The 20,625-nt window shown below is 67.6% G+C and carries 23 protein-coding genes and 1 pseudogene; 7 read left to right on the top strand and 17 right to left on the bottom strand.

Features of this window, described 5'->3' with window-relative positions:
* Positions 1-6: 6 nt before the first annotated feature.
* The 3 genes and pseudogenes from EXE47_RS07640 to EXE47_RS07630 all read right to left on the bottom strand — a co-directional run bounded on the left by EXE47_RS07640 (position 7) and on the right by EXE47_RS07630 (position 2,470).
* On the bottom strand, positions 7-405 hold the full coding sequence (locus EXE47_RS07640) for a DUF5778 family protein (protein WP_049930667.1): 399 nt from the start codon (positions 403-405) through the stop codon (positions 7-9).
* Between the two features lie 73 nt (positions 406-478).
* A pseudogene (locus EXE47_RS07635) lies at positions 479-916 on the bottom strand (A/G-specific adenine glycosylase); the annotation flags it as partial.
* A gap of 87 nt (positions 917-1,003) precedes the next feature.
* Positions 1,004-2,470, bottom strand: a complete 1,467-nt coding sequence (locus EXE47_RS07630; protein ID WP_049930668.1) for an amidohydrolase family protein — start codon at positions 2,468-2,470, stop codon at positions 1,004-1,006.
* A gap of 356 nt (positions 2,471-2,826) precedes the next feature.
* Between EXE47_RS07630 and EXE47_RS07625 the strand changes: the two genes are divergently transcribed.
* Positions 2,827-3,057, top strand: coding sequence for a hypothetical protein (locus tag EXE47_RS07625; RefSeq protein WP_089308186.1), 231 nt, complete (start codon positions 2,827-2,829; stop codon positions 3,055-3,057).
* Positions 3,058-3,384: 327 nt separating this feature from the next.
* Here the strand turns inward: EXE47_RS07625 and EXE47_RS07620 are convergent, their stop codons facing one another.
* The 3 genes from EXE47_RS07620 to EXE47_RS07610 form a co-directional block, all read right to left on the bottom strand.
* On the bottom strand, positions 3,385-4,665 hold the full coding sequence (locus tag EXE47_RS07620) for an RNA-guided endonuclease TnpB family protein (RefSeq protein WP_137703722.1): 1,281 nt from the start codon (positions 4,663-4,665) through the stop codon (positions 3,385-3,387).
* 199 nt (positions 4,666-4,864) lie between these two features.
* Complete coding sequence (locus tag EXE47_RS07615; RefSeq protein WP_089308185.1) at positions 4,865-5,863, bottom strand: A/G-specific adenine glycosylase; 999 nt, start codon at positions 5,861-5,863, stop codon at positions 4,865-4,867.
* 24 nt (positions 5,864-5,887) lie between these two features.
* The gene (locus tag EXE47_RS07610) at positions 5,888-6,559 is read right to left on the bottom strand and encodes a hypothetical protein (protein ID WP_089308184.1); all 672 of its coding nucleotides are present in this window, start codon (positions 6,557-6,559) and stop codon (positions 5,888-5,890) included.
* A gap of 87 nt (positions 6,560-6,646) precedes the next feature.
* On the opposite strand from EXE47_RS07610, the gene EXE47_RS07605 reads away from it, so the two are divergent.
* Complete coding sequence (locus EXE47_RS07605; protein WP_089308183.1) at positions 6,647-7,456, top strand: carbon-nitrogen hydrolase family protein; 810 nt, start codon at positions 6,647-6,649, stop codon at positions 7,454-7,456.
* 79 nt (positions 7,457-7,535) lie between these two features.
* Entirely contained in the window at positions 7,536-8,084 is a 549-nt protein-coding gene (gene dpsA / locus EXE47_RS07600) for a DNA starvation/stationary phase protection protein DpsA (protein ID WP_086215623.1), read from the top strand.
* 118 nt (positions 8,085-8,202) lie between these two features.
* Here the strand turns inward: dpsA and EXE47_RS07595 are convergent, their stop codons facing one another.
* The 4 genes from EXE47_RS07595 to EXE47_RS07580 form a co-directional block, all read right to left on the bottom strand.
* Positions 8,203-8,748, bottom strand: coding sequence for a DUF1684 domain-containing protein (locus EXE47_RS07595; protein WP_086215622.1), 546 nt, complete (start codon positions 8,746-8,748; stop codon positions 8,203-8,205).
* An 81-nt stretch (positions 8,749-8,829) separates the two neighbouring features.
* Positions 8,830-9,531 (bottom strand): helix-turn-helix domain-containing protein, encoded by a 702-nt coding sequence (locus tag EXE47_RS07590; RefSeq protein ID WP_049931690.1) that lies wholly within the window; start codon positions 9,529-9,531, stop codon positions 8,830-8,832.
* A 94-nt stretch (positions 9,532-9,625) separates the two neighbouring features.
* The gene (locus EXE47_RS07585) at positions 9,626-9,904 is read right to left on the bottom strand and encodes a hypothetical protein (protein ID WP_049931688.1); all 279 of its coding nucleotides are present in this window, start codon (positions 9,902-9,904) and stop codon (positions 9,626-9,628) included.
* Positions 9,901-10,299, bottom strand: coding sequence for a helix-turn-helix domain-containing protein (locus EXE47_RS07580; RefSeq protein ID WP_049931686.1), 399 nt, complete (start codon positions 10,297-10,299; stop codon positions 9,901-9,903). Before EXE47_RS07580 ends, EXE47_RS07585 begins: the two co-directional genes overlap by 4 nt.
* Positions 10,300-10,409: 110 nt before the next feature.
* On the opposite strand from EXE47_RS07580, the gene EXE47_RS07575 reads away from it, so the two are divergent.
* From EXE47_RS07575 to rnhB, 3 genes are all read left to right on the top strand, one after another.
* Positions 10,410-12,044 carry a TrkA family potassium uptake protein gene (locus EXE47_RS07575; RefSeq protein ID WP_049931685.1) on the top strand — a complete coding sequence of 545 codons (1,635 nt, stop codon included), beginning with the start codon at positions 10,410-10,412 and terminating at the stop codon, positions 12,042-12,044.
* Positions 12,045-12,193: 149 nt separating this feature from the next.
* A complete protein-coding gene (locus EXE47_RS07570; protein ID WP_049931684.1) occupies positions 12,194-12,565 on the top strand; it encodes a 30S ribosomal protein S8e in 372 nt (123 codons plus the stop codon).
* Positions 12,566-12,613: 48 nt separating this feature from the next.
* On the top strand, positions 12,614-13,321 hold the full coding sequence (gene rnhB / locus EXE47_RS07565; protein ID WP_089308182.1) for a ribonuclease HII: 708 nt from the start codon (positions 12,614-12,616) through the stop codon (positions 13,319-13,321).
* A 31-nt stretch (positions 13,322-13,352) separates the two neighbouring features.
* On the opposite strand, the gene EXE47_RS07560 is transcribed toward rnhB, so the two are convergent.
* The 6 genes from EXE47_RS07560 to EXE47_RS07535 all read right to left on the bottom strand — a co-directional run bounded on the left by EXE47_RS07560 (position 13,353) and on the right by EXE47_RS07535 (position 18,590).
* Positions 13,353-14,054 (bottom strand): TMEM165/GDT1 family protein, encoded by a 702-nt coding sequence (locus tag EXE47_RS07560; protein WP_137708104.1) that lies wholly within the window; start codon positions 14,052-14,054, stop codon positions 13,353-13,355.
* Positions 14,051-14,755, bottom strand: coding sequence for a metal-dependent transcriptional regulator (locus EXE47_RS07555; RefSeq protein WP_049931681.1), 705 nt, complete (start codon positions 14,753-14,755; stop codon positions 14,051-14,053). The genes EXE47_RS07560 and EXE47_RS07555 overlap by 4 nt, the downstream gene beginning before the upstream one ends.
* 180 nt (positions 14,756-14,935) lie before the next feature.
* On the bottom strand, positions 14,936-16,528 hold the full coding sequence (locus EXE47_RS07550; RefSeq protein ID WP_049931680.1) for a preprotein translocase subunit SecD: 1,593 nt from the start codon (positions 16,526-16,528) through the stop codon (positions 14,936-14,938).
* Positions 16,528-17,412, bottom strand: coding sequence for a protein translocase subunit SecF (gene secF / locus EXE47_RS07545; protein ID WP_049931679.1), 885 nt, complete (start codon positions 17,410-17,412; stop codon positions 16,528-16,530). Before secF ends, EXE47_RS07550 begins: the two co-directional genes overlap by 1 nt.
* 82 nt (positions 17,413-17,494) lie before the next feature.
* The gene (locus tag EXE47_RS07540) at positions 17,495-17,965 is read right to left on the bottom strand and encodes a DUF5812 family protein (RefSeq protein ID WP_089308181.1); all 471 of its coding nucleotides are present in this window, start codon (positions 17,963-17,965) and stop codon (positions 17,495-17,497) included.
* Between the two features lie 61 nt (positions 17,966-18,026).
* On the bottom strand, positions 18,027-18,590 hold the full coding sequence (locus tag EXE47_RS07535; protein ID WP_049931677.1) for a hypothetical protein: 564 nt from the start codon (positions 18,588-18,590) through the stop codon (positions 18,027-18,029).
* Positions 18,591-18,669: 79 nt separating this feature from the next.
* Between EXE47_RS07535 and EXE47_RS07530 the strand changes: the two genes are divergently transcribed.
* Positions 18,670-19,323 (top strand): undecaprenyl diphosphate synthase family protein, encoded by a 654-nt coding sequence (locus EXE47_RS07530; protein WP_089308180.1) that lies wholly within the window; start codon positions 18,670-18,672, stop codon positions 19,321-19,323.
* Between the two features lie 29 nt (positions 19,324-19,352).
* Here EXE47_RS07530 and EXE47_RS07525 read toward each other — a convergent pair whose 3' ends face one another.
* The gene (locus tag EXE47_RS07525; RefSeq protein WP_049931675.1) at positions 19,353-20,519 is read right to left on the bottom strand and encodes an inorganic phosphate transporter; all 1,167 of its coding nucleotides are present in this window, start codon (positions 20,517-20,519) and stop codon (positions 19,353-19,355) included.
* Positions 20,520-20,625: the final 106 nt, after the last annotated feature.

Genomic DNA, 20,625 nt, shown 5'->3' with positions numbered 1-20,625 from the left:
CGCCCGTCAGGGCACCTGCGTCACGCGATCGACGCCGTCGAGCTCGACGAGGTCGCCCGCGAGCGCCTCCTGATCGACGGTCGCCTCGTAGTAGAACACGATGTCGAACGTGCCGTCGCGGAGGAGCTGCTGGCACTCCCAGACGAACGCCTCGTCGTCGAGCGTCAGCCCTTGGAACTGGTTCGACGAGAAGTCCGTGTCGTCGTTGCCGGCCTCGATGTACGTCTCGCCTTTGCCCGCGTGCTCGGCGATGACCTCGTTGGCGGCGACCGTCAGCTCGTGCATCTCTAGGTCCTCCTCACCCTCGAGATTCGTGTGGACGATACAGCCCACCAGCTCGATGTCGCCGGGCTCTAAGAGGGCCTTCGCGCGGGTGTACAGGTCCGAATCGACGGTCTCGCTCATGTCTCTCCCTTCCGGCTCCCGTAATAAACGGGTGACGGTTCGCGGGGCGGGTCGGGGCCGGCCGCGACGCGTCTCAGCGACGGAGCGACACGACGACGGCGCCCCCGTCGGCTTGGACCAGCGCGTCGTCCGCGAGGTCGTCGACGAGCCCGCGGAACCACTCACAGCCGTGTTCGCCGCCCGGCGCGTAGTCCACCCGAATCCGGTTGCCGAGCGCGTCCGGCGCCATCTCGTCGTGCTCGCCGAGCAGGCGCACGATCCGACCGCGGAACTGCCGGCGGTTCCCCTCGAAGCCGGGCTGTTCGGGCGCGGTGAAGTCCCAGGTCCGGGAGGCGTGACAGCACTCGCGACACGAGCAGCCGGCCTCGTCGCAGCGGGGCTTCTTGCCCTAGGCGACGCCGCCGAACTCCATGATCGCGTTGTTCCGCACCCGGGACTCGCCCGCGGGCATGGGCCGGGAGGCGACCCGCTCGAACGCGTCGTCGTCGTCCGAGACGTCGAACGCGCGGTGATTGCGGCAATTTATTACACATAAAATAGCTCAAATATCGGTAGCAACTGAGAGTGGCTGTTGCCGAACATTCCCCGAATGTCCGTATCAGAGTGGCAATCTATCTCTGAGCGACTGGAACGCGAGTCGTCCGAGCAACTGGCTGGGGCCGCGCTTTGGCAGGTCGCGGGCGACGTTCATCGTACTCGGTGGCTCACTCTCACCGATGCCTAGCTCCCACTCCGTCTCCGACTCGAAACGGTCTACCGCGGCCTCGACGCGGTCGCGCACCGCATCAGTTTCCATGGTCTTCACGTCACCGGCTTTCATCAGTACGTCGCCGTCCACGATAACCGTCTCCACATCAGCCGGCGCTGCGTTGTTAGTCACCTGCGCCGGGATGTTGGTCAGCGGGGTGAATTTCGGCTTCTCGACGTCCAGCAGAATGACGTCGGCGCGCTTGCCGGGTTCGAGGCTCCCGATCTCGTCGCCGACCCCGAGTGCCTCTGCTCCTTCGATGGTGAGCATTCGTACGAGCTCCATCGAGTCGTACTGGCCGGTCGAGCGCTTGAGGTTTGCTGCGAGCCGGGCTTGCCTCGCCTCGCCGAACAGACTGTAGGAGTCGTGCCAGTAGTGGTCGTCGATACCCAGGCCGACATCAACGCCCGCGGCGCGGAGTTCCGGCACCGGCGTCCACTGTACGTCGCCGCCCGTGTTCCAGTAACAGAAAATCGACGGGCAGTGTGCGACCGACGCGTCTGCTTCGGCAGTCCGTTGGATGTCTTCGTCGTCGGCGAGCCGGAAGTGCGCGGCTACAAGTCGGTCGTCCAAGAGGCCAACGTCATCGAGAAGGGCGAGCGAATCCTCGGCGCCATTCGACCGCGCCATCGTGTTGCTCGCCTCCAGTTCGAGCAGGTGCGTGTGGACGAGCAGGTCGGGATACTCGTCAGCGAGTTCGGCGGTGTGTTCCCACAGTTCGCGGGTACATGACCAGTCGTCGTGGGGGTTGATAGTCGCCCGGATGCGGCCGTCGTACGCGCCGTGGTACTCATCGATGAACTCGCGGGCGCGGTCGAACTGCTCTTCGACGGAAACGTCCCAGAAGAGGTCGGAGAGCGCCATCCCGAAGAATCCGCGCAGGCCCGCCTCGCCGAACGTTTCTGCGCCGCCGCCGGGACGGACGTCCATCGAGTTGACGGTCGTGACCCCACCACTGAGGAAGTTCAGTGCGGCGAGTTCGTACCCCGCCCGGGCGAAGTAGTCGTACTCGCCCTCGGCGATGTGGCCGAATATGGCGGTCATCCCACTCATCATTTCCATGAGGTCGAGGTCGCTGAACGCGCCAAGCAGCGGCGTCAGTTCGAGATGGGTGTGCGCGTTGACGAGACCTGGCATCACGAGTTTGCCTTCGCCGTCGATGACCAAGTCGGCCGCTAACTCCGCGTCATCGTCCCGAGATGACCGCACGTCGGTGATCCGGCCATCCTCGATGAGCACCGTTCCTCGCTCGTAGAGTCGATTTCGCTCGTCCACCGTGAGAACGAACGCATCGTGAATCACACAGTCAGCCGTCATTTCCTCCCACCCGTCAGCGTCGTGTGTAGCTGTAATTATTAGTATCTATTTCCCTCAATTGGCTCTGTTGAAATCCTTAGAGGTTGATATGTTTTTGCGGTCGTGCTGAATATAGAGGTTAGATTCAGCAATCGATTGGTCGCGTCGCAAAGTCCTCTAGAGTTTGCCGCTGAGCGTCTCGACAGCACTTCGTACAACTGAAAATACTGCGTTAGAATGGCGTGCACCAAGTGTACGTGATTTGAGAGCGTTAGAGATAGCAGCCCGAGTAGTCTACGCAACCACCACTCGAAACTCTAGACCGCTTTGCGACGCGAGCAAAAAAACTTGTTACAGTGACTTTTTGAGTGATAGATATGAGTCTCCTCAAAGAACTCGTAGCAGGCCTAAAAGGGCGGGCTATTATGGAGCTGAGTGGGTGGCTGGTCGTGCTCATTGCGGCGGTCGTTTTCGTCGTGACCCTGATCGCTGGCAGTGCGTTGTTCGGTGACGCGGCCGGATTGGCTATTGGAATCAGCTCCGCACTGCTCGTCGCGTTTGTTGTTGGATCACGTCTTCGAAACCGGTTCCGAGACGGTCAACAGTAGTGTGTGCGGCAGTCGACACACAGAAGACAATCCACCGGTGCAACACATCCCGACGATTAAAACTCGAAGTCAGCACGCTAGTCCAGTTGATTGGTCGTGTCGTTTGGCTACGTACATTCTGTGGAGAGAGGATCGACTGAGAAGCTGTCGTGACCGACTTGCGCCCTCTATTCAGCACGCCGTTTATATCAGATTTAGAGGATTTCAACAGAGCCCCTCAATTGAGAGCGCGGGTACGCTCCGCGGGTTCTCCCTTCTTGACATCCTCCCCGCGCTGAAGCGCGAGGATTCCCACGGTACCGCACCGCTGGGTTGGGATATTGTGGTTTACGACGTTACCTGTTCTTGAGGTGCGAACGCACCAGGTTCCTTGTCAAACAAGAACGTCGATGGCTGTGTCAACCAGCCGTTACTCCTATCCACCGAGAGATTCGGTGAACTCGGAGATACTTTCTGCCGAATGTTCTCAGCACCGTTCACATCCGCATTGGCCACTGTACCGCACTCATCGCAGACGTACAGTCCGCGTTCAACACGGTTCGCGTCATACTTCCGGCCACAGCACGAGCACGACTTCGAGGTATCCCGCTCAGACACTTGCTCAACCGTGATGCCTTCCATCTCGGCTTTGTATTCGAGGAGATCGGTGAACCGGTCGAACGCCCATGAGTGTAGGTCAAGATTGCCGTGTTTCTCCCAGTCCTTTGACTCGCCGTTCTCCTCATCCTCACGGACGCCGGAGAGATCGCCCACCACGATTGTTCCAATTTCCTCGTCAACACACCGCTGGACGATATGCTTCGAGAGGGTGTGGAAGTAGTGGGTCCGACGGGCCGACTTCTTCTGGTTCAGCCGCGTGGCTTGCGCAGAATGCGAATCGTCACACCGGGTGATTCGCTTGCTGAAGTAGTAGTCGTCCTGTTTCAAGCAGTTCAGCGGGTACAACTCGCTGTGACCGTCTTCATACGCGAGCGCGGCGAAGTTGTTGATACCGAGGTCAACACCGACCGTCTTCTCACCGGGGGCTTCAGCCACGTCCATTTCGACCTTACAGACGAAGTGTAGTTCCCACTCGTCGCCGGTCCACACAATCTTGACTTGTTGGACGTTCTCCACGGCAGAGAGGTCAATATCGGGGCGAGTCTGGTACGTACACAGGACGAAGTCCGACCAGTACTCCTTCAGGTTCGATCCTTTTGAGAGTCGAACACGGTCGTACTGAGTGTCGAGTTTGAGGCCTCTCTGCTTGAATGTGACCGTGGAACGCGGGTGTTCGTCGCCGTGTTTGCGGTAGCCGGGCGGGTTCGCTCGTGTATCTCCGTTTTGTCGTTTACCGTACCAGCCGTTGAACGCTTCAGCGAGTTCTTGAAGGACTCGCTGACTTGACTGCGAATGCAGGTCACCATAGCATTCGTGGGTTTTGAGGTACGCGGTGAGTTCGGTGTGGTTCGGGATGTGACCGATTTCGTCCCAAATCCGGTTACACGTCCACCGTCCGACGTTCCAGAGCTTACTGGCTGCGAACCCGAGCGAATCAAGATCGTCTCGTACCCGCGACTGGTTCCGTATGGAAGCAGTATAGGTACGGGTAACGACCTGTTTCGCTATACGTAACCTATGTAGACCAACTTGCTTGAACCTATGTATTTGCTCAGCGTGGAATATCCAGCCGTGCCATCGACCGGTGAACTGTGACGGGTAGTGTCGGATTCATCCCCGCGCTAAAGCGCGAGGCTTTCTCCTCGATTCTCCGTATCAAGAGCACTATCACTGCCGGGTAAATCTGTGAGCAGAGTACGAACGGGTGTTACCCTCGGAGCCGGACGCTCGTCTCATCCCCGGAGTCTTCGATCTCGACTAATCCATCATCTGCCAAATCCGAAAGGAGCCCTCGAAGCCACTCGCGTCCGTGTTCGCCATCTGGCGAGTAATCGACGCGAATACGGTGTCCGAGGGTATCGAGGCTTATTACGTCGCGCTCGCCGAGGAGCCGGACGATCCGACCGCGGAACTGCCGCCGGCTCCCCTCGAAGCTGGGCTGTTCGGGCACGTCGGGCGCGGTGAAATCGCCAGTCTGGTAGGCGTGGCACCACTCGCGCCACGGGCACCCCGCCTCGTCGCAGCTGGGGCTCTTCCCGCAGGCGACGCCGCCCAGTTCCATGACCGCGTTGTTCCACACCCGCGACTCGCCCGCCGGCATGAGCGCGGACGCGACCCGCTCGAACGCGTCGTCGTCGTCCGAGACGTCGAATGCCCGATACAGCACCCGCCTCACGTTGGTATCGACGACGGCGTCGCCGTTGTTGAACGCGAACGACGCCACCGCGTTGGCGGTGTAGGGTCCGACGCCCATCAGCTCGCTCAGTCCGTCTGGGTCCTCGGGAAACGTCCCGTCGTGGTCGTCCTCGACCTGTCCGGCCGCCTCGTGGAGGTACTTCGCGCGGTTGTTGTACCCCAGCGAGTGGTCGGACCAGAAGGCGACCACGTCGGCTCGATCGGCGGCGGCTAGGTCGGCGGTCGTCGGCCACTCATCGAGGAAGTCCTCCCACGCGGGGACGACCCGGTCGAGCTGGGTCTGCTGGCTCATCACCTCGCTGACGAGGATCTCGTAGGGGTCCTCTGTGCGGCGCCACGGGAACGCGCGGTGGTCGGCCTCGTACCAGTCGACGAGCGCGTCGCGGACCGCGTCGCGGTCGGCGGGGAGCTCCGGCGCGTCCTCGGGACCACCCTCGCCGCTAGCGCCTCCGCCCTCGCTGCCGCCGCTCTCGCCCTCGGCGCGGTCGCCCGCACCGTCCGAGTCGGTCATATCCCCGGTCCGGGCGGCGGCGGTTTATCGGTGCTGGTCCCCGTCGGTGCGGGCCGGCGCCATCGTCCGCGGGTCGCGGTCGGGGCCGGGGTACTCCCCGCCGACCGCGTCCGGATACAGCTTCGCCGGGTCGAACACCGTCGCGAACGCGCGCGACTCCCGGACGCTCACGGGGAGTCTGTCGCGTAGCCCGGCCGCTGCCCCCGGCCCGGTCAGCGAGGGGTCGAGGCTTATCACCTGCATCGCGCCGCCGCGGTAGGCGGACGCCAGCGCGGGATGATCGCCCGAGGGCTGCGCGACCGGTTCGCGCCACGCCTCGACCGCGTCGCGCCAGTCTGCCGCTAGCTCCAGCTCCGCGAGGGACGCGATCACCGCCTCGGCGTCGTCGAGGAGTGGGTCGCTGGCGACGAGCGTCGTCCACGCGTGCGACCGGAGCGCGTCGAGCGCCTCACGGGCGTCGCCGCCGAGGAGGAGATCAGCCGCGAGCGCGTCCGCACCGGCGACGACGCGGGCTGGGCTGGGATCGAGGGGGTCGGTCACCTCGTTCCCCTCACCGCCGGAGTCGCCGTCGCCCCCGGAATCGCCACCGTTCCCGTCCGCCGTCGAGCGCACGGCGTCGAGCGCTCGTCGCACGTCCGCCTCGTCGAGGTCGCCGCCGAGCGCGGCCGCGCGCTCGAACAGGTCGCCGAAGGTCATGCCCGCCGGTCGTCGCCGCGGGCGTATCGTCCTTGCGGCCGGACGGAGAGGCCGAACGTTATTGGCCGCCGCGTCGAAGTCCGCCGCGTGACCGATCGCTCCTCCGACGATCCGACCGTTGCCGTCCCGCAGGTCCCGGTCGAGGACCTCGCTGTCGACGCGAACGCGGACCGACTTCGAGATCGGGCCGCCGACCTGCCGAGCGGCGTCGACCTCGCCGTGTTTCCCGAGTACGCGCTCACGGGGTTCGTGGCCGACGAACGGCTCCGGGAGGCCGCGCTGTCCCGGGACGTGGCGCGCGCACGGCTCGAATCCGTCGCCGAGACCGCCGGCTCGGCCGTGGTCGCGGGGTACGCCGAACGAGACGGCGACGCCGTATACAACGCGACCGCGTACGTCCCGCCGGGAGGGTCCTCCGAGGACGGCGGCGGAGAGTTCTCCGCCTACCGCAAGCGACACCTGTGGGACGACGAGGCGGAGTGGGTCGAGCCCGGCGGCGACCGCGTGATCGTCGAGACGCCCGCCGGACCGACCGGACTGCTGACCTGCTACGACCTCAACTTCGTCGCGGAGAGTGCGTGGTTCGCTGAGCGCGCGGTCGACGCCCTCGTCGTCGTCGGCGCGTGGCCCGCCGACCACGTCGCGAACTGGCGGCTCCTCGTCCGAGCGCGCGCGCTCGACGGGGTCAGGTGGACCGTCGGCGCGGGGCGCACGGGAACCGCGGGCGGCGCGCGTCCGGCGGAGGCGGCGACCTACGCGGGCAACTCCCTCGTCGTCCGCCCCGACGGCGCGGTCGCCGCCGAGCTCGGCCGGGAACCGGCGACGCTGACCGCGACCCTCGACCGAGACACGCTCTCCGCGCAGCGCGATCTGGTGGGGGCTGTCGACGACATCTGAAACTATTCTTTCCAGTTTCGAAAAAGTAGTTTTCTCAGTAGGAACTATTAAGTAGGTCGCGCGCGTATGTATAGTTGAAATGAGCACCCAGAAGCAGTCACGTCAGCGATACGGCGACGTTCACGAGAGCGAAGCGCTCCGCGTCCCCGAGGAGAAGGCAGAACAGCTCGTCGACGCGCTCAACAGCGACCTCGCGGCGACGTACGTCCTCTACCACCAGGTCAAGAAGCACCACTGGCTCGTCGAGGGCGCCGAGTTCCTCGGCATCCACGAGTACCTCGGCGAAGTCGCGGAGGACCTCGAAGAGGGCGCCGACGTCCTCGCGGAGCGCGCGCAGGCGCTCGGCGGCGTGCCGCTCTCGGGCGGCGCGAACTACGAGGAGCACGCACCGGTGACCCCCGAGGACGCCGACGCCTACGACATCCGGACGTCGCTGGAGCACGACCTCGAGATGTTCGGCGACATCACCGAGCAGCTCCGCGAGCACATCCAGCTCGCCAACAACCTCGGCGACTACAACACCGAAGAGCAGCTCCGTGACATCCTCGAAGACGTCGAGGAACACGGCCACCACCTCGAGCACTACCTCGAAGACGACACGCTCGTCACGAGCGAGACGCTCGAGTAGACCGGCCCCGGCGGACTGCTTCCGGCACGTCCCGACGTTCGATTTTCCGCTTTTTCGCGCTACGTAGCGGCCGCACAGTCGACCGCGTCACCGATTGTACTTCCGATCGCCTCGCCGATCAGTCGAGGTCCGGGGCCCGCTCGCCCGCGGGGACGACGACCTCCAGCCAGTTCTCTTCCGGCGGCAGCGGACAGGAGAACGTCTCGCTGTACGCGCAGAAGGGGTTGTACGCGAGGTTAAAATCGATCGTGACCGCGTCGCCGTCGGCGAGCTCGCGCTCGGGTGCCAGCTCCATGTACCGACCCTGGTGGTACGTCTGCTGGCCGGTCGTCTTGTCGCGGAAGGGGACGAAGACGGCGCCGTCGTCGCCCTCCTGGCGGTAGCCCGCGAGCGTGTGCTCCGTCCCGTTAATCTCGAGCGCGAAGGTGACGATCCGGAGGTACCGGACCGGGTTGCTCGCGGTCGTCTCCATCTCGACCGGCTCGGGGTCGTCGTGGACGGTGACGGTCGCCTCGACGCGGTAGTCCGGGTTCGGGGGAAAGTAGTCGAGCCCGTCGAACTCGTCCCGGTGTTCCGGGGGGATCGGCGACTGCGGGTGGTCGTCGAAGAACTCGTCCTTCTCCCGGCGGTTCGCGCGGAGCCGCTCGGCGTAGTCCTCGCTCATGCCCGGTCCGACGAGCGCCGGCGGTTTCAGGCTCGCGGTTCCGGCGCCGGTGTCTCTACCGCCGAAGCGGTCGCGACGCCGTCACAGCGCTTGGAGGTCGGCCAGACAGTCGTCGAGGTCGCGGTTCGACGTGGCCAGCGACACGCCGTCGACCCGGGCGAGGTCGGCGGCGTGGTCCCAGAGGTCGCCGTCCTCGATCCCGTGGAGCACGACGGCGTTCGGCGTCGGGCTCACGACCCGCAGCGCGACGAGCGGCGACTCGCCGCGCGTCACCCGGGTGAACACGAGCGCGCGGTTCGTCGACTGGCCGTACAGCCGGTAGAACTCCTCGCTGGAGAGCCGCGTGATCGCCTGGATCGAGTCGATGACGGTGTGGCCGTTCACGTGGTCGTGGTCGCCGCGGACGACCTCCGTCGCGCCCATCGCGTCGTAGAAGTCCGCCAGGGGGACCGCCGTCGAGTACTCGCGGAGGTCGTGGACGATGTCGCTCTCGAACCCGGCCGAGAGCACCCGAGCGTGCTGTCGGAGGCGGCCGCCGCCGCGGCGCTCGTCGATATCGAGGAGTCCTTCGACGGTCCGCCGGACGACGCCGATCCCGGGGCTCTCGCGCCGGCCGCTCTCGTAGTCGGAGACGACCGACGAGGAGACGCCGAGCTGGTCGGCCAGCTCCGTCTGCGAGACGTCGAAGTCGGTCCGCCACTTCCGGAGCGTCGCGCCCGGGTCGTCGCTCAGCGTTATCTCGCCGGCGATCCGGCGGGAGAGCTCCTCGCGTGCGTCGCTCATGGCCTGAACGGACGACCGAACGCCGCAAAAGGGTACCGTTCGTCGCGCGTCGAAACCGACCGGAGCCCGGCCTGGTCGAGGACGCGGCCGCGGCTCACTCTAAGTACAGCGAGTAGACGATGACCGCGAACCCGATCGCCGTGAGGAGGCCGTCGACGGCGATGCCGACCGCGAGGTCGGCGCCGATAATCTGGTGGGAGACGCCGCCCAACAGCGCCCCGACAGTGACGATGCCGAAGCCGACGCCGAGTTCGCGCAGCGACCGGTCGCCGGTCCGGTCGTACGCGCGGAGCGCGTAGTAGGTGATACTGCCACCGAGCACTAGGATGGCGGTCTTTGCGACGATGATCGTCAGGTCGATGTAGGGAGTCATGTTTCCTCTCGTAGCTCCGACCACAGGTCGGCCAGTCGCTCGTCTCGGGTCCGCTCCGGCCGAGAGAACTCCACGTCGAACTCGCGGCTGCCCGCGTCGCCCTCGTCGCCGTCGCCGACCGAGACGGTGACGGCGTCGAACGACACCGAGTACCGCGTCGTGTGCTGTCCGTCCCGCCGGATGTCGGTCGACTCCGACAGCAGGGAGGCGTCGGTGAGCATCTCCAGTTTCCGGTAGGTCGTCGACAGGGGGATGTCGCACTCTTCGGAGAGTTCGCTCGCGGTCTTCGGCTCGGTGAGCGCCGCGACGATCCGACGGGCCGCGTCGTCGGCCAGCGCGTCGAGCACCTCGTCGACCGACGGCGGCTCCGGCTCTCGCGACGGGTCCCGCACCATGCGTGACGGTTCGGCCCCCGGGACTTAAACCATTGAATTTCCGCCGAGGCGGCGGGGCTCGCGGCCGCCACTCCTCCCTCTTTTGTGTGGCGCCGCCGTACGGCGATACCATGGACACGTGGAAGCGTCGAGTCGGCGGGTACATCGCGTTCGTGGCCGTCGTGCTCGTCTCCACCACCGTTTCCTACCGGTGGGGGATGCGGGTGTACGAGAACGACCCGCGCACCCTGATCGAGTCGTTCCAATTCGCGATCGAGATGTTCACGACGACCGGGTTCGGTGGCGACGCCTCGTCGTGGCAGACCCAGGAGATGCACGCGTTCATCGCCGTGATGGACCTGGTCGGCATGGTGCTTCTCATCGGGGCGCTGCCGGTCGTCGCCACGCCGCTCCTCGAGTCCGCGTTCTCGACGACCGTCCCCCGGTCGCTGGACGCGGACCTGAGCGGCCACGTCGTGGTCGCCTCCGACACCACGCGCTCCGACGCGCTCCTGGACGAGTTCGACTCGGAGGGGGTCACCTACGTCGTCGTCGAACCCGACCCGGACCGGGCGCTGGCGCTGTACGAGGCGGGTCACATGGTGATCCGCGCCGACCCGGAGACGACGGCGGGGCTCGAGAGCGCCCGCCTCGGCGACGCCCGCGCCCTCGTCACCGACCTCTCGGACCGGGTCGACGCGAGCATTGTCCTCGCCGCGAAGGAACTCTCGACCGACGTCCGCGCGATAAGCGTCGTCGAGGACCCGAGCCGAGAGCGGTACCACCGGCTCGCCGGCGCCGACGAGGTGCTCTCCCCGCGGTCGCTGCTCGGCGAGAGCCTCGCCTCGAAGGTGACGACGGCGGTGCGGACCGACCTCGACGAGGCGGTCGCGGTCGGCGACCTGCGGATCGCGGAGGTGTCGATCCACCACGGGAGCGGCCTCGCCGGATCGACGCTCGCCGGGAGTCGGATCGGCGAGCGCACCGGCGTCGACGTGATCGGTGCGTGGTTCAACGGCGCGTTCGAGGCGGCGCCGCCGCCGGACGCGACGCTGTCTGCGGGGACAGTTCTGCTCGTCTCCGGGACCGAGGGACAGGTGGAGCGGCTCGTGGACCTGACGAACTCGGCAGCCCGCCGGTTCGGCGCGGGCGAGACGGTCGTCATCGGACACGGGCAGGTCGGGAAGACCGTCGCGAACGCGCTCGAATCGGCCGACCTGCCGGTGACGGTCGTCGACCGCGACGGCGCCGAGGCGATCGACGTGGTCGGGGACGCGACGGAGCCGGACACGCTGCGGGACGCCGGCGTCGCGGACGCGCGGACGGTCGTCCTCGCGCTCCCCGACGACACGACGGCCGAGTTCGCGACGCTCGTGGTGCGCGACCTGGCGCCGAACGTGGAGCTGCTCGCACGGGTCGAGGACGCCGAGAGCGTGCCGAAGATGCACCGCGCCGGGGCCGACTACGTGCTCTCGCTCTCGACGGTGACCGGGCGGATGTCGGCGTCGGCCGTGCTCGCGGACCGGGACGTGCTCTCGCTGGACACCCACGTCGAGGTCGTCAGGACCGAGGCGTCCGCGCTGGTCGGCCGGACGGTCGGACAGGCCGCCGTCCGCGAGACCACCGGCTGTACCGTCATCGCGATCGAGCGGGGCGACGAGCTCGTCACCGACGTGGGCCCGGAGACGCGGGTCGAGCGGGGCGACGAGCTCGTCGTCGTCGGCACCGACGAGGGAGTCCGCGCGTTCGAGCGCGCGTTCGCGTAGAGCCGGGTCGGTTCGCCCGCTCGGCTCGCGGCGCTGACTCGGCCCGCGCCGCGGATTCGAGCGGGCTCGCGCCGCTGCTCCCGCTCGCGCCGCCGGTCTCGGCGCGACGAGTCGAACGGTTCAAGTATTCGCTGGCTGTTCGTATCCGTATGAAAGATCAGGGACGCTCCACGCGCAAGCGGACCGGCGGCCGACTCAAGCACGCCTCGAACAAGAAGCGCCACCAGCTCGGCCGCGAGCCCGCCGAGACGACCGTCGGCGAGACCCGACTCCAGTACATCGACTCCCGCGGCACGGAGAAGAAGGTCCGCGCCCTCTCGACGAACGTCGCGCAGGTCGCCGACGACGGCGAGGTCAGCGAGGCCGAGATCGAGAACGTCGTCGACAACCCCGCGAACGTCAACTACGCCCGCCGGAACATCGTCACGAAGGGCGCCGTCATCGAGACATCCGCCGGCCGCGCACGCGTCACCTCCCGCCCCGGCCAGACCGGCCAGGTCAACGCGGTCCTGCTCGACTGAACGCGGCCTTTCTGAAGGTATTTCAGCCCGCACGCCCACCAGCGACGCGTGTACCTCGGCGTCGACGAAGCCGGCAAGGGACCCGCGCTCGGACCGATGGTCGCGGCGGCGGTCGCCGCCGACCCGGCGGACCTCCCCGCCGGCGTGGACGACTCGAAGCGGGTCGCGCCGGCCAGACGCGAGGAGATAGCGGCGGCCCTCCGGGGCGACCCGGCCGTCGCCGTCGGCGTCGCCCGCGTTGACCCCGACGAGATCGACCGCCCCGACACCGACATGAACACCCTCACCGTCCGCGGTCAGGCGCTGGCGGTCCGGGACACCCTCGCCGACCTCCCCGCTGGCGTCGCCGAACCGGTCCGCGTCGTCGCCGACGCGGGCGACACCAGCGAGGAGCGGTTCGCGCGGCGGCTCGGCGAGTTCGTCGAGGGCGACGGTGCGGACGGAGCCCGCGGCGACGATGGGGCCCACCCCGCGGTCGACGTGACGGCCGCCCACGGCGCCGACGAGGACGACCCCGTCGTCGGCGCGGCGAGCGTCGTCGCCAAGGTGGTCCGCGACGCCGCGATGGCCGACCTCGACGCCGCGTATCCCGACTACGACATCGGGAGCGGCTACCCGAGCGACCCGGCCACGCGAGCCTTCCTCGCCGCGTACGTCGGCGACCACGAGGCGCTACCCGACTGTGCGCGCGAGTCGTGGGCGACCTGTGAGGACGCGCTGGCGGCCGCCGAGCAGTCGGCGTTAGACGAGTTCTGAAAGCGGGCCGGAGCCGCTCGGCGCTCAGCCCTCAGAACAGCCCGGCGATGACCCCGCCGAGCGTCCCGACGATCGTCTCCCACACCGAGAAGCCGGTCGCGATCGCCAGCACCGTGTCCGCGCCGAAGAAGGCGAACAGCAGCGCGGAGCCGAAGTGCGCGAGCCGCATGTCGACCCGGCCGGCGAACGTGTGGAAGAAGTAGGCGTTCGCGAGGCTCACCGGGATGATCGCGAACATCTCGCCGGCCCAGATGGCCGAAGTCGCGCCGTACTGGACCGCCAGGCCGATGGTGACGAGCTGCGTCTTGTCGCCGAACTCGCCGGTCGCGGTGAGCAGGAAGATGGGGAAGAAGCCGCCGAGCGACCCAGAGTACCTGTCGAGCCGCCCCGGGAGCGAGAGGTCGTCGAACGCGGCCAAGCCGCCGTCGGTGCGCTCCGCTTCCGGGGTCGTCCCGCGCGACGGCGCGGACCGGTACAGCAGGACCGCGAAGACGAAGAACAACACCGCGGTGATCGCGTCCAACACGACCGGCGGGAGCGCCGACTGGAGTGCCTGCCCGAACGCGATCTCCACGGCGGTCCACCCGGCGAACGCCGAGCCGGCGGCCGCGACGACGACCTTGGGATCGTACCGCGTGGAGAGCCCGGCGATCATCAGCTGTACCTTCTCGCCCGGCAGCACCGCGAGCTGCGTCACGAACGCGATCGCGACGATCTCGACGTAGCCGGTCATGCGTCGCCCGCCTCCTGACCGTCGGTCGCGGCGGTCGACTCCGCGGCGCGCCGGACGTACACGCGGTCCGCGACCGCCTCCGGCAACCCGTGTTCGTCCCCGTCGCTCGTCCGGACGGTGACCAGCCCGAAGGAGGTGATATCGACGACCTCGACGGTCGTTCCGGGCGTTATCTCGGCGTCGACGAGGAACTCCAGCACGTCGGGGTCGCGGTCGCTGACGCGGGCGACCGTTCCCCGTTCACCCGGATCCAGCGCCGCGACGAGCGTCGTCCCGGCGTCCTCCGGCGTCGAGAGGTCGGCCGGCGGGATCGGGTCACCGTGCGGGTCGGCGGCGGGGTAGTCGAGGACGCGCTCGACCCGACGCGTGAACTCCTCGCTGACGTGGTGTTCGAGCGCGTCAGCCTCGTCGTGGACCTCGGTCGCCTCGTAGTCCAGCTGCTCTGCGAGGAACGCCTCGATGAGGCGGTGTCGGCGGACGACCTCCAGCGCGGCGACCTCGCCCGCGGGCGTGAGCTCGACGCCCGTGTACTTCTCGCGGGAGAGCAGGCCGCGGTCGGCGAGCGTTTCCACCATGCTTGTCACCGTCGCGGGGGTCTTGTCGAGCGAGTCCGCGATCTGCGAGGTCGAGACGGGCGGTCCCACCCGCGACTCGATCCGATAGATCGACTTGAGATAATCTTCGACGGCGTCGGTCGGCATAGACGCTTTTGACCGGTCTAAATTAATAGTTTGTCGGATGCGTTTTCTGTTCTTGCCAAAGGCATAACGAGAGGCGAGTCGAAACGGTGATCTCGAAAACCGTCGCTGTGAGCGATCGGAAACCGATCGAACGTCACATCCGGTCGAGAATTAGGGGTCGCCGACGCGCGGTCGGTCGGCTTATTTGACCGTCAGCAGGCGGCGCAGGATGTCGCCGTACGCTGGCCGGGTGATCAGCACACCGACCAGCACGCCGAGGACGGTGAAGATGGCGAACCCGGAGAGGTCGCCGAGCGACAGCACCATCAGCGGCGACATCGCGATGATGGTCGTGGCCGCGGCCGCGCCGATCACCCAGAACGCCCGCCGGAACCGGGAGTCGAACACTTTCTTCGAGTTCACGTCGCCCTCGCTCATCACCTCGTCGGCGATGATGACGAGGTCGTCGACACCGGTCCCGACGACCGCGATGAAGCCGGCGATCACCGCGAGTTCGAGCGGGTAGCCGAGCAGCGCCGCGAACCCGAGCAGGGCGTACACCTCCGTCAGCGCCGTGACGATCATCGGGAGCGCGACGCGCGGTTCGCGGTAGCGGAGGAACACCATCCCGGCGACCGCCAACACCGAGAGCACGCCGATGACCAGCGAGTACGTCCGGAAGTTCTCACCCTGCGAGGCCGAGATGGACGAGGAAGTCCCCTCCCCGCTGATGTCGAGGTCGGCCGGGAGCGCGCCGGCGCGGAGGTTCAGCGAAATGGTCTGCGCCTCGGCGAACTCGCCCGTCGTGAGCCGGAAGTTCCCGGTGTCGGCCCACGAGCCGGCCGCCATGCTGTCCGCGAGGCCCGGGTCCATCCCGAAGGAGTTGACGACCTCGCCGTCGACGACGAGCAGGAGACACGGGTTCGAGTTCTCTATCTCACCGGTCTCCTCGTTGTATCCGCACCGGTCCGCCCCCGTCTGGTACGCGTCGGCGAAGCCGCGTTGCGCCACGGCGTCTTGGAAGGAGTGCGCCGGCGACTGGCCGCTCTCGGCGGTGTTGCGCACTGTGACCGGGACGTACGCTCCGGTACCGCGGTCGCTCTGGGCCGCGGTCCCGATCGTCTCGAAGTCGCCTTGGGTCAGCGTTCCCTCCTGAACCGCGGTGCCGTTTCCGTCCGGGTACGCGATGTCGATCCGGACGGTCCCGCGCTCCTCGAGGAGGTCGATCACTTCTTGCCGGCCCTGCCCCGGCACCTCGACGAGGATGAAGTACTCCCCGGTGATCGACTGGATCTGTTGGACGCTGCCGCCCGAGAGGCCCGCCTCGTTGATCTTCCCCTGGATGACGTTCATCGTCTCGTCGCGCGTCTCCTGCGTGACACCCGACCGAACCTCCGCGTACTCGTAGCCCGCGGCGTCCATCGCCGCGCGGAACTGGGACTCCGTCACGGACGGCTTCGTCACCTCGACCGCGCCCTCTTCCGGAACGACGCCGACGTTTCGGACGGAGGCGTTGTCCAGTTCGGCCGCGACCGCGTCCGCGACGCTCTCGGGCGTGTCACCGCCGAACGCGACATCCGTCGCGGTGTATCCCGAAAGCGGCGCGCGGACCCGCGTCCCGCCCGCCAGATCGAGGCCGTACTGGAGGTTCGTGACCCCCTGCTGGGCCTCGCTGACGTTCTCCCCGGGCGCCGGCTCCGGCCCGAACCCGGGAGCGAAGAGCGCCACGGACGACCCGATCACGACGACGACGAGCAGCAGGATTCGCCAGTTCTTCTTGATCGGTTCGAGCATTACCGCGCCACCCCCTCGAACTTGTACCAGCGAAGCAGCGAGACGTTCATCAGGTACGTGTTCATCAGGTCGGCGCAGAGCCCGACCGCGAGGATGATCCCGATGTCACGGAGCAGCCCCACCCCGAACACCGAGGCGCCGATCGCCATCACGACCATCGCGGCGATGGAAGTGAGCGTCATCGTCACCCCGGTCCGCATCGCGCGGCTCACGGACTCGTAGAACTCGCCGGTCCGTCGCAGCACGGAGTCGTTCAACAGGATGTCCGAGTCGACGCTGTACCCGATGATCATCAGCAGCGCCGCGATCGTTCCGAGCGTCATCTGGATGCCGAGGAGGTTCATCGCCGCGATCGGGATGACGAGGTCGGAGAACGCGGACGCGACGACCGCCAGCGAGGGGACGAACGTCCGGAACAGCGCGAACACGAGGACGCTCATCCCGAGGAACGCGATCGCCACGCCGATGATGGCGGTCCGCGCGGTGTCGCTCGCGAAGCTCGGCGACACCTGATCGACCGCGGTCGTGGTCAGTCCCGCCGCCTCCGCCTGGTCTTGGAGGTCGTTCGCGAGCCCCTCCGGATCGTCCTGTGACGCCTGGAACGTGACGACGACGACGTCGTCGCCGGGGATCGTTCGGACCGAGTCGGGCTCCCGCTCGAAGGCCGTTTGGATCTGCTGTTCGACGTCGCCGCTCGCGTCGTCCGCGACTCGCAGCTCGACGCCGCCGGTGAACTCCAGTCCCAGGTTCGCGGGCGCACCGGTGGCGACGACCCAGCCGCCGATGATCGCCAGCGCGAGGACCAGAAACGCGAGCGGCACCGCCGCGAGCTGCCGGTTCGAGTAGTCGGTGTAGTTGACTTCCGGCACCTCGATCGCTACCATAAATACCGCTTCCTCTGCGGGCGCGAATAAGCCTTCTTATCTGGTGGGCCGACGGCGGCGACCGAGGCTGTAACCCCCCGCGTTACGGGAGGTACCGCACGGCGACGACGCCCGGCTCCGATCGGATCTCGACGCGGTTCACGCCCAGTCGGGCGGCGCGCGAGAGCGTCCCCTCCCGGTCGTCGATCACGTCCGTGACCGCTGCCTCCGTCTCCGACTCCGGCGGGGTCAGCACGTGGACCTCGCCGACGCCCGCGCGCTCTTGCCGGGCGAGCTCTCCCGTCGGGGTCTCCGCGGCGAGTTCGCGCTCGTGAACGGTCGGCGGCTCCGGGCTCTCCTCTATCGAGAGCGCGCGGCGCGCGTCGACCTCGACCACCTGATAGGTGACCTCCATCGGCGGGTCGGGGGCGACGGTCGCCTCGACGGCGTCGTCGACGTCGAGGCCGGGGTTCGAGCTCAGCGTGTGAACCTGTCCGTCGTGGACATCTTTCAGCACCGCCGAGTCGCTCTCGACGTGCGTGACGAGGAACGTGCTCTCCTTCTCGTCGGTCATTGCGTTCGGCTAGTCGCTCTGACGACTTCCGGCTTTCGAGCCGCGGCCGCGGGCCGTCGTTTCACGCCGGCCCGCCGGCGTCGCCCGACGCGTCGCCGTCGACGGCCGCGCCGTCGTCAGTCCCGCCGCGGAGTCGAAAGTGCGTCGCGAAGACGGCGAGCGCGGCCGCGACGGGCGGGACGAACCCCGCCAGCTGCGGGAGCGCGTACAGCGCGTTGACGAGGACGGAGCCGCTCGGGTCTCGGAGCCCCTCGGGCGCCGAGATGACCATTCCGAGGTACAACGAGAGCAGGAACAGGAAGCCGGCGACTCCCATCCACCGGTCGTACGTGGCCGCGACCCGGTCGCCGCGGCGGTGGCGCCGGGCGACGAACAGTATCGGCGCGAGCAGCGGGCCGACGGCGCCGAGCCCGGCGACCACGAACAGCGACCGCGAGAACAGGAACGTCCCCCCTTGCGCCGACACGGTCTCGCCCATCCAGACGACCAGGGCGAGAGTGACGACGAGCGCGACGAACCCGGCCGCCAGCGCGCCGAGCGCGGCGTACGCCCGCATCGTCCAGGACTCGGTCGCGCGGAACGCGTACGGGATCGCGCCGAACACCCCGCGGTAGGCGTCTGCCATCGACTCCGATAGGGGCGTCAGCGAATTAAACCCCTCGTCGTCGGGAAACCATTTATACGCGCGACCGGATCCCCCTGACGTGGGTCTCTACGACACGTATCTCGCGACGCGCCACCGTCTCCACGACGCCGAGCCGCCGGCGCACGTCGCCCTCGTCCTCACGGAGCGGGACCTCCTCGCCGACGGCGCGTTCGACACGCTGTCGTCGGCCATCGGCTGGGCGTTCGAGTACGGTGCGGAGCGCGTCACTGTCTCCGTCTCCGTCCTCGACGGGGCCGTGGCTCCGACGCTGATCCGCGAGCTCCGCCGGCTCGATGTCCCCGCGGAGACGGTGGTCCGCGGCCCAGACGCCGACGCGCCGGGGGAAGCGGGAAGCGACCTCGGCGGCGACTCCGCCGCGGGCGACGCCGACGCGCCGGTCCGGATACTGGTCGGCCTCGGCGGTAAGGCGGAGTTCGCCGGCGCCGTCCGCGAACTGGCGAACGACGTCGCGGCCGGCGAGATCACGCCGGACGCCATCGACGAGGCCGACGTCTCGGAGCGGCTGCTATTCCCCGAAGAGCCCGACTTGGTCATCAAGACGGGCGCCGAGCGGCTCTCCGACTTCGCAATCTGGCAGTCCGTGTACGCCGAGCTCTACTTCACCGACGTGAACTGGCGCGACTTCCGCAGGCGGGAGTATCTCCGCGCGGTCTTGGACTTCCAGGACCGACAGCGCCGGTTCGGCCGCTGACGCGCTCGAACCGCGGCCGTCGAGTTCCGCTACCAGACGAACGCGAAGAGCGCGGTGAACGTCACCAGCGCGCCCACCGTCGAGAGGATCGGCACGACGTTCTGCATCAGCACGACGCGCGCGCTCGTTCCCGGGTTGAACAGGTCCGACGCCGAGGGGACGTCGCTCGCGTCGCCCTCCCCGATCGCCGGCATCTCGTCGGCCGTCAGCGCCCCGACGGAGACCGTCGGTTCCTTCTCGCCTTTGATCCCCTGTCGGACGGTCACCGTGCGGGTCGCGCGCCCCCAGCCGAGCCCGACGATCGACATGGTCGCGATGATGACGAACGACGCCGGAATGCCGACCGCGGAGAGGCTGATCACGATCCCGGAGGAGACGACCGCGACGACGATGGCGGCCGTCAGCGGGAGGTCGGTGATGTCGTTGCCGAGCGTGTCGAGCGTCCGTCGGGCGATGGTGAACGCGCCGACCGCGACGGCGGCGCTGCCGAGGAGGATCATCGGCGTCATCTCCACGCCGTCCAGCGCGACCAGCGGCGCGATGGCGTTCGCGATGTTCGAGGTGCCCGAGGAGAACGCCATCAGGCAGCCGATCGCGATGACGACGACTCCTCCCGTCAGCTCGCGTCGGGTCGTGTTCGGGCCGAGGGTCGGGCGCGGTATCGGCCCCGACCGGTCGAACTCGAACAGCGCACCCTCCGTGCTTTCGATCGCCACCCAGCGGTCGATCGCCGAGTAGAAGTAGCGGCCGACGACGCCCGAGACCCAGAACCCGATGATCGGCGCGACGAGCCACCAGATCGCGATCTCGCCCATCACCGCCCAGTCGAGGGTGTTCGTCGCGATCCCCAGCCCGGCGATGGAGCCGACCGCCGTCATCGACGTCGACGCCGGAACGCCGGCGAAGTTGCCGACGAACAGCGCGCCGCCGATGAAAAAGAGGACGATGATGCTCGTCTCCAGCGTAAACACGTTCGCCCCGGTGACGAGGTCCTCGCCGAGCGTCGTGACGACGCGCTGGCCCAGTGTCCCCGCCCCGACGAAGAAGAACACCGACATCAGCCCCGCCGCGCCGGCCTTCGATAGCACGTCCGCGCCGACCGCGGGCCCGAACGCCGGTCCCGTCGTCGCCCCGCCGATGTTGTATCCGACGAACGCCGCCACCGCGACGCCGACGAGAAGAAGAGCTTCGACCATATACGAGAACAGACGACGCACGCGCTGTTAAACGGACGGGGTCCGTCCGCGTCGGCACCGGCCCCCTGCCCTTGGGTCGCCGCCGACCCCTGACACGAGTGCGACG

This window comes from Halorubrum sp. GN12_10-3_MGM, from assembly GCF_005435235.1.
Taxonomy (GTDB): domain Archaea; phylum Halobacteriota; class Halobacteria; order Halobacteriales; family Haloferacaceae; genus Halorubrum; species Halorubrum ezzemoulense.
Note: the sequence above shows the minus strand (reverse complement) of the source record. Positions and strands in the feature narration are given on the sequence as shown.

Excerpts from the sequence above, each read along its gene's own strand:
- EXE47_RS07595 (WP_086215622.1), bottom strand. The coding sequence starts at position 8,748 with ATGAGCGAGGACTACGCCGAGCGGCTCCGCGCGAACCGCCGGGAGAAG.
- EXE47_RS07630 (WP_049930668.1), bottom strand. The coding sequence starts at position 2,470 with ATGACGGCTGACTGTGTGATTCACGATGCGTTCGTTCTCACGGTGGAC.
- EXE47_RS07585 (WP_049931688.1), bottom strand. The coding sequence starts at position 9,904 with ATGACTCCCTACATCGACCTGACGATCATCGTCGCAAAGACCGCCATC.
- EXE47_RS07580 (WP_049931686.1), bottom strand. The coding sequence starts at position 10,299 with ATGGTGCGGGACCCGTCGCGAGAGCCGGAGCCGCCGTCGGTCGACGAG.
- EXE47_RS07570 (WP_049931684.1), top strand. The coding sequence starts at position 12,194 with ATGAAAGATCAGGGACGCTCCACGCGCAAGCGGACCGGCGGCCGACTC.
- EXE47_RS07590 (WP_049931690.1), bottom strand. The coding sequence starts at position 9,531 with ATGAGCGACGCACGCGAGGAGCTCTCCCGCCGGATCGCCGGCGAGATA.
- secF (WP_049931679.1), bottom strand. The coding sequence starts at position 17,412 with ATGGTAGCGATCGAGGTGCCGGAAGTCAACTACACCGACTACTCGAAC.
- EXE47_RS07575 (WP_049931685.1), top strand. The coding sequence starts at position 10,410 with ATGGACACGTGGAAGCGTCGAGTCGGCGGGTACATCGCGTTCGTGGCC.
- EXE47_RS07625 (WP_089308186.1), top strand. The coding sequence starts at position 2,827 with ATGAGTCTCCTCAAAGAACTCGTAGCAGGCCTAAAAGGGCGGGCTATT.
- dpsA (WP_086215623.1), top strand. The coding sequence starts at position 7,536 with ATGAGCACCCAGAAGCAGTCACGTCAGCGATACGGCGACGTTCACGAG.
- EXE47_RS07610 (WP_089308184.1), bottom strand. The coding sequence starts at position 6,559 with ATGACCTTCGGCGACCTGTTCGAGCGCGCGGCCGCGCTCGGCGGCGAC.
- EXE47_RS07615 (WP_089308185.1), bottom strand. The coding sequence starts at position 5,863 with ATGACCGACTCGGACGGTGCGGGCGACCGCGCCGAGGGCGAGAGCGGC.
- EXE47_RS07560 (WP_137708104.1), bottom strand. The coding sequence starts at position 14,054 with ATGACCGGCTACGTCGAGATCGTCGCGATCGCGTTCGTGACGCAGCTC.
- EXE47_RS07640 (WP_049930667.1), bottom strand. The coding sequence starts at position 405 with ATGAGCGAGACCGTCGATTCGGACCTGTACACCCGCGCGAAGGCCCTC.
- EXE47_RS07535 (WP_049931677.1), bottom strand. The coding sequence starts at position 18,590 with ATGGCAGACGCCTACCGCGGGGTGTTCGGCGCGATCCCGTACGCGTTC.
- EXE47_RS07550 (WP_049931680.1), bottom strand. The coding sequence starts at position 16,528 with ATGCTCGAACCGATCAAGAAGAACTGGCGAATCCTGCTGCTCGTCGTC.
- EXE47_RS07555 (WP_049931681.1), bottom strand. The coding sequence starts at position 14,755 with ATGCCGACCGACGCCGTCGAAGATTATCTCAAGTCGATCTATCGGATC.
- EXE47_RS07540 (WP_089308181.1), bottom strand. The coding sequence starts at position 17,965 with ATGACCGACGAGAAGGAGAGCACGTTCCTCGTCACGCACGTCGAGAGC.
- EXE47_RS07525 (WP_049931675.1), bottom strand. The coding sequence starts at position 20,519 with ATGGTCGAAGCTCTTCTTCTCGTCGGCGTCGCGGTGGCGGCGTTCGTC.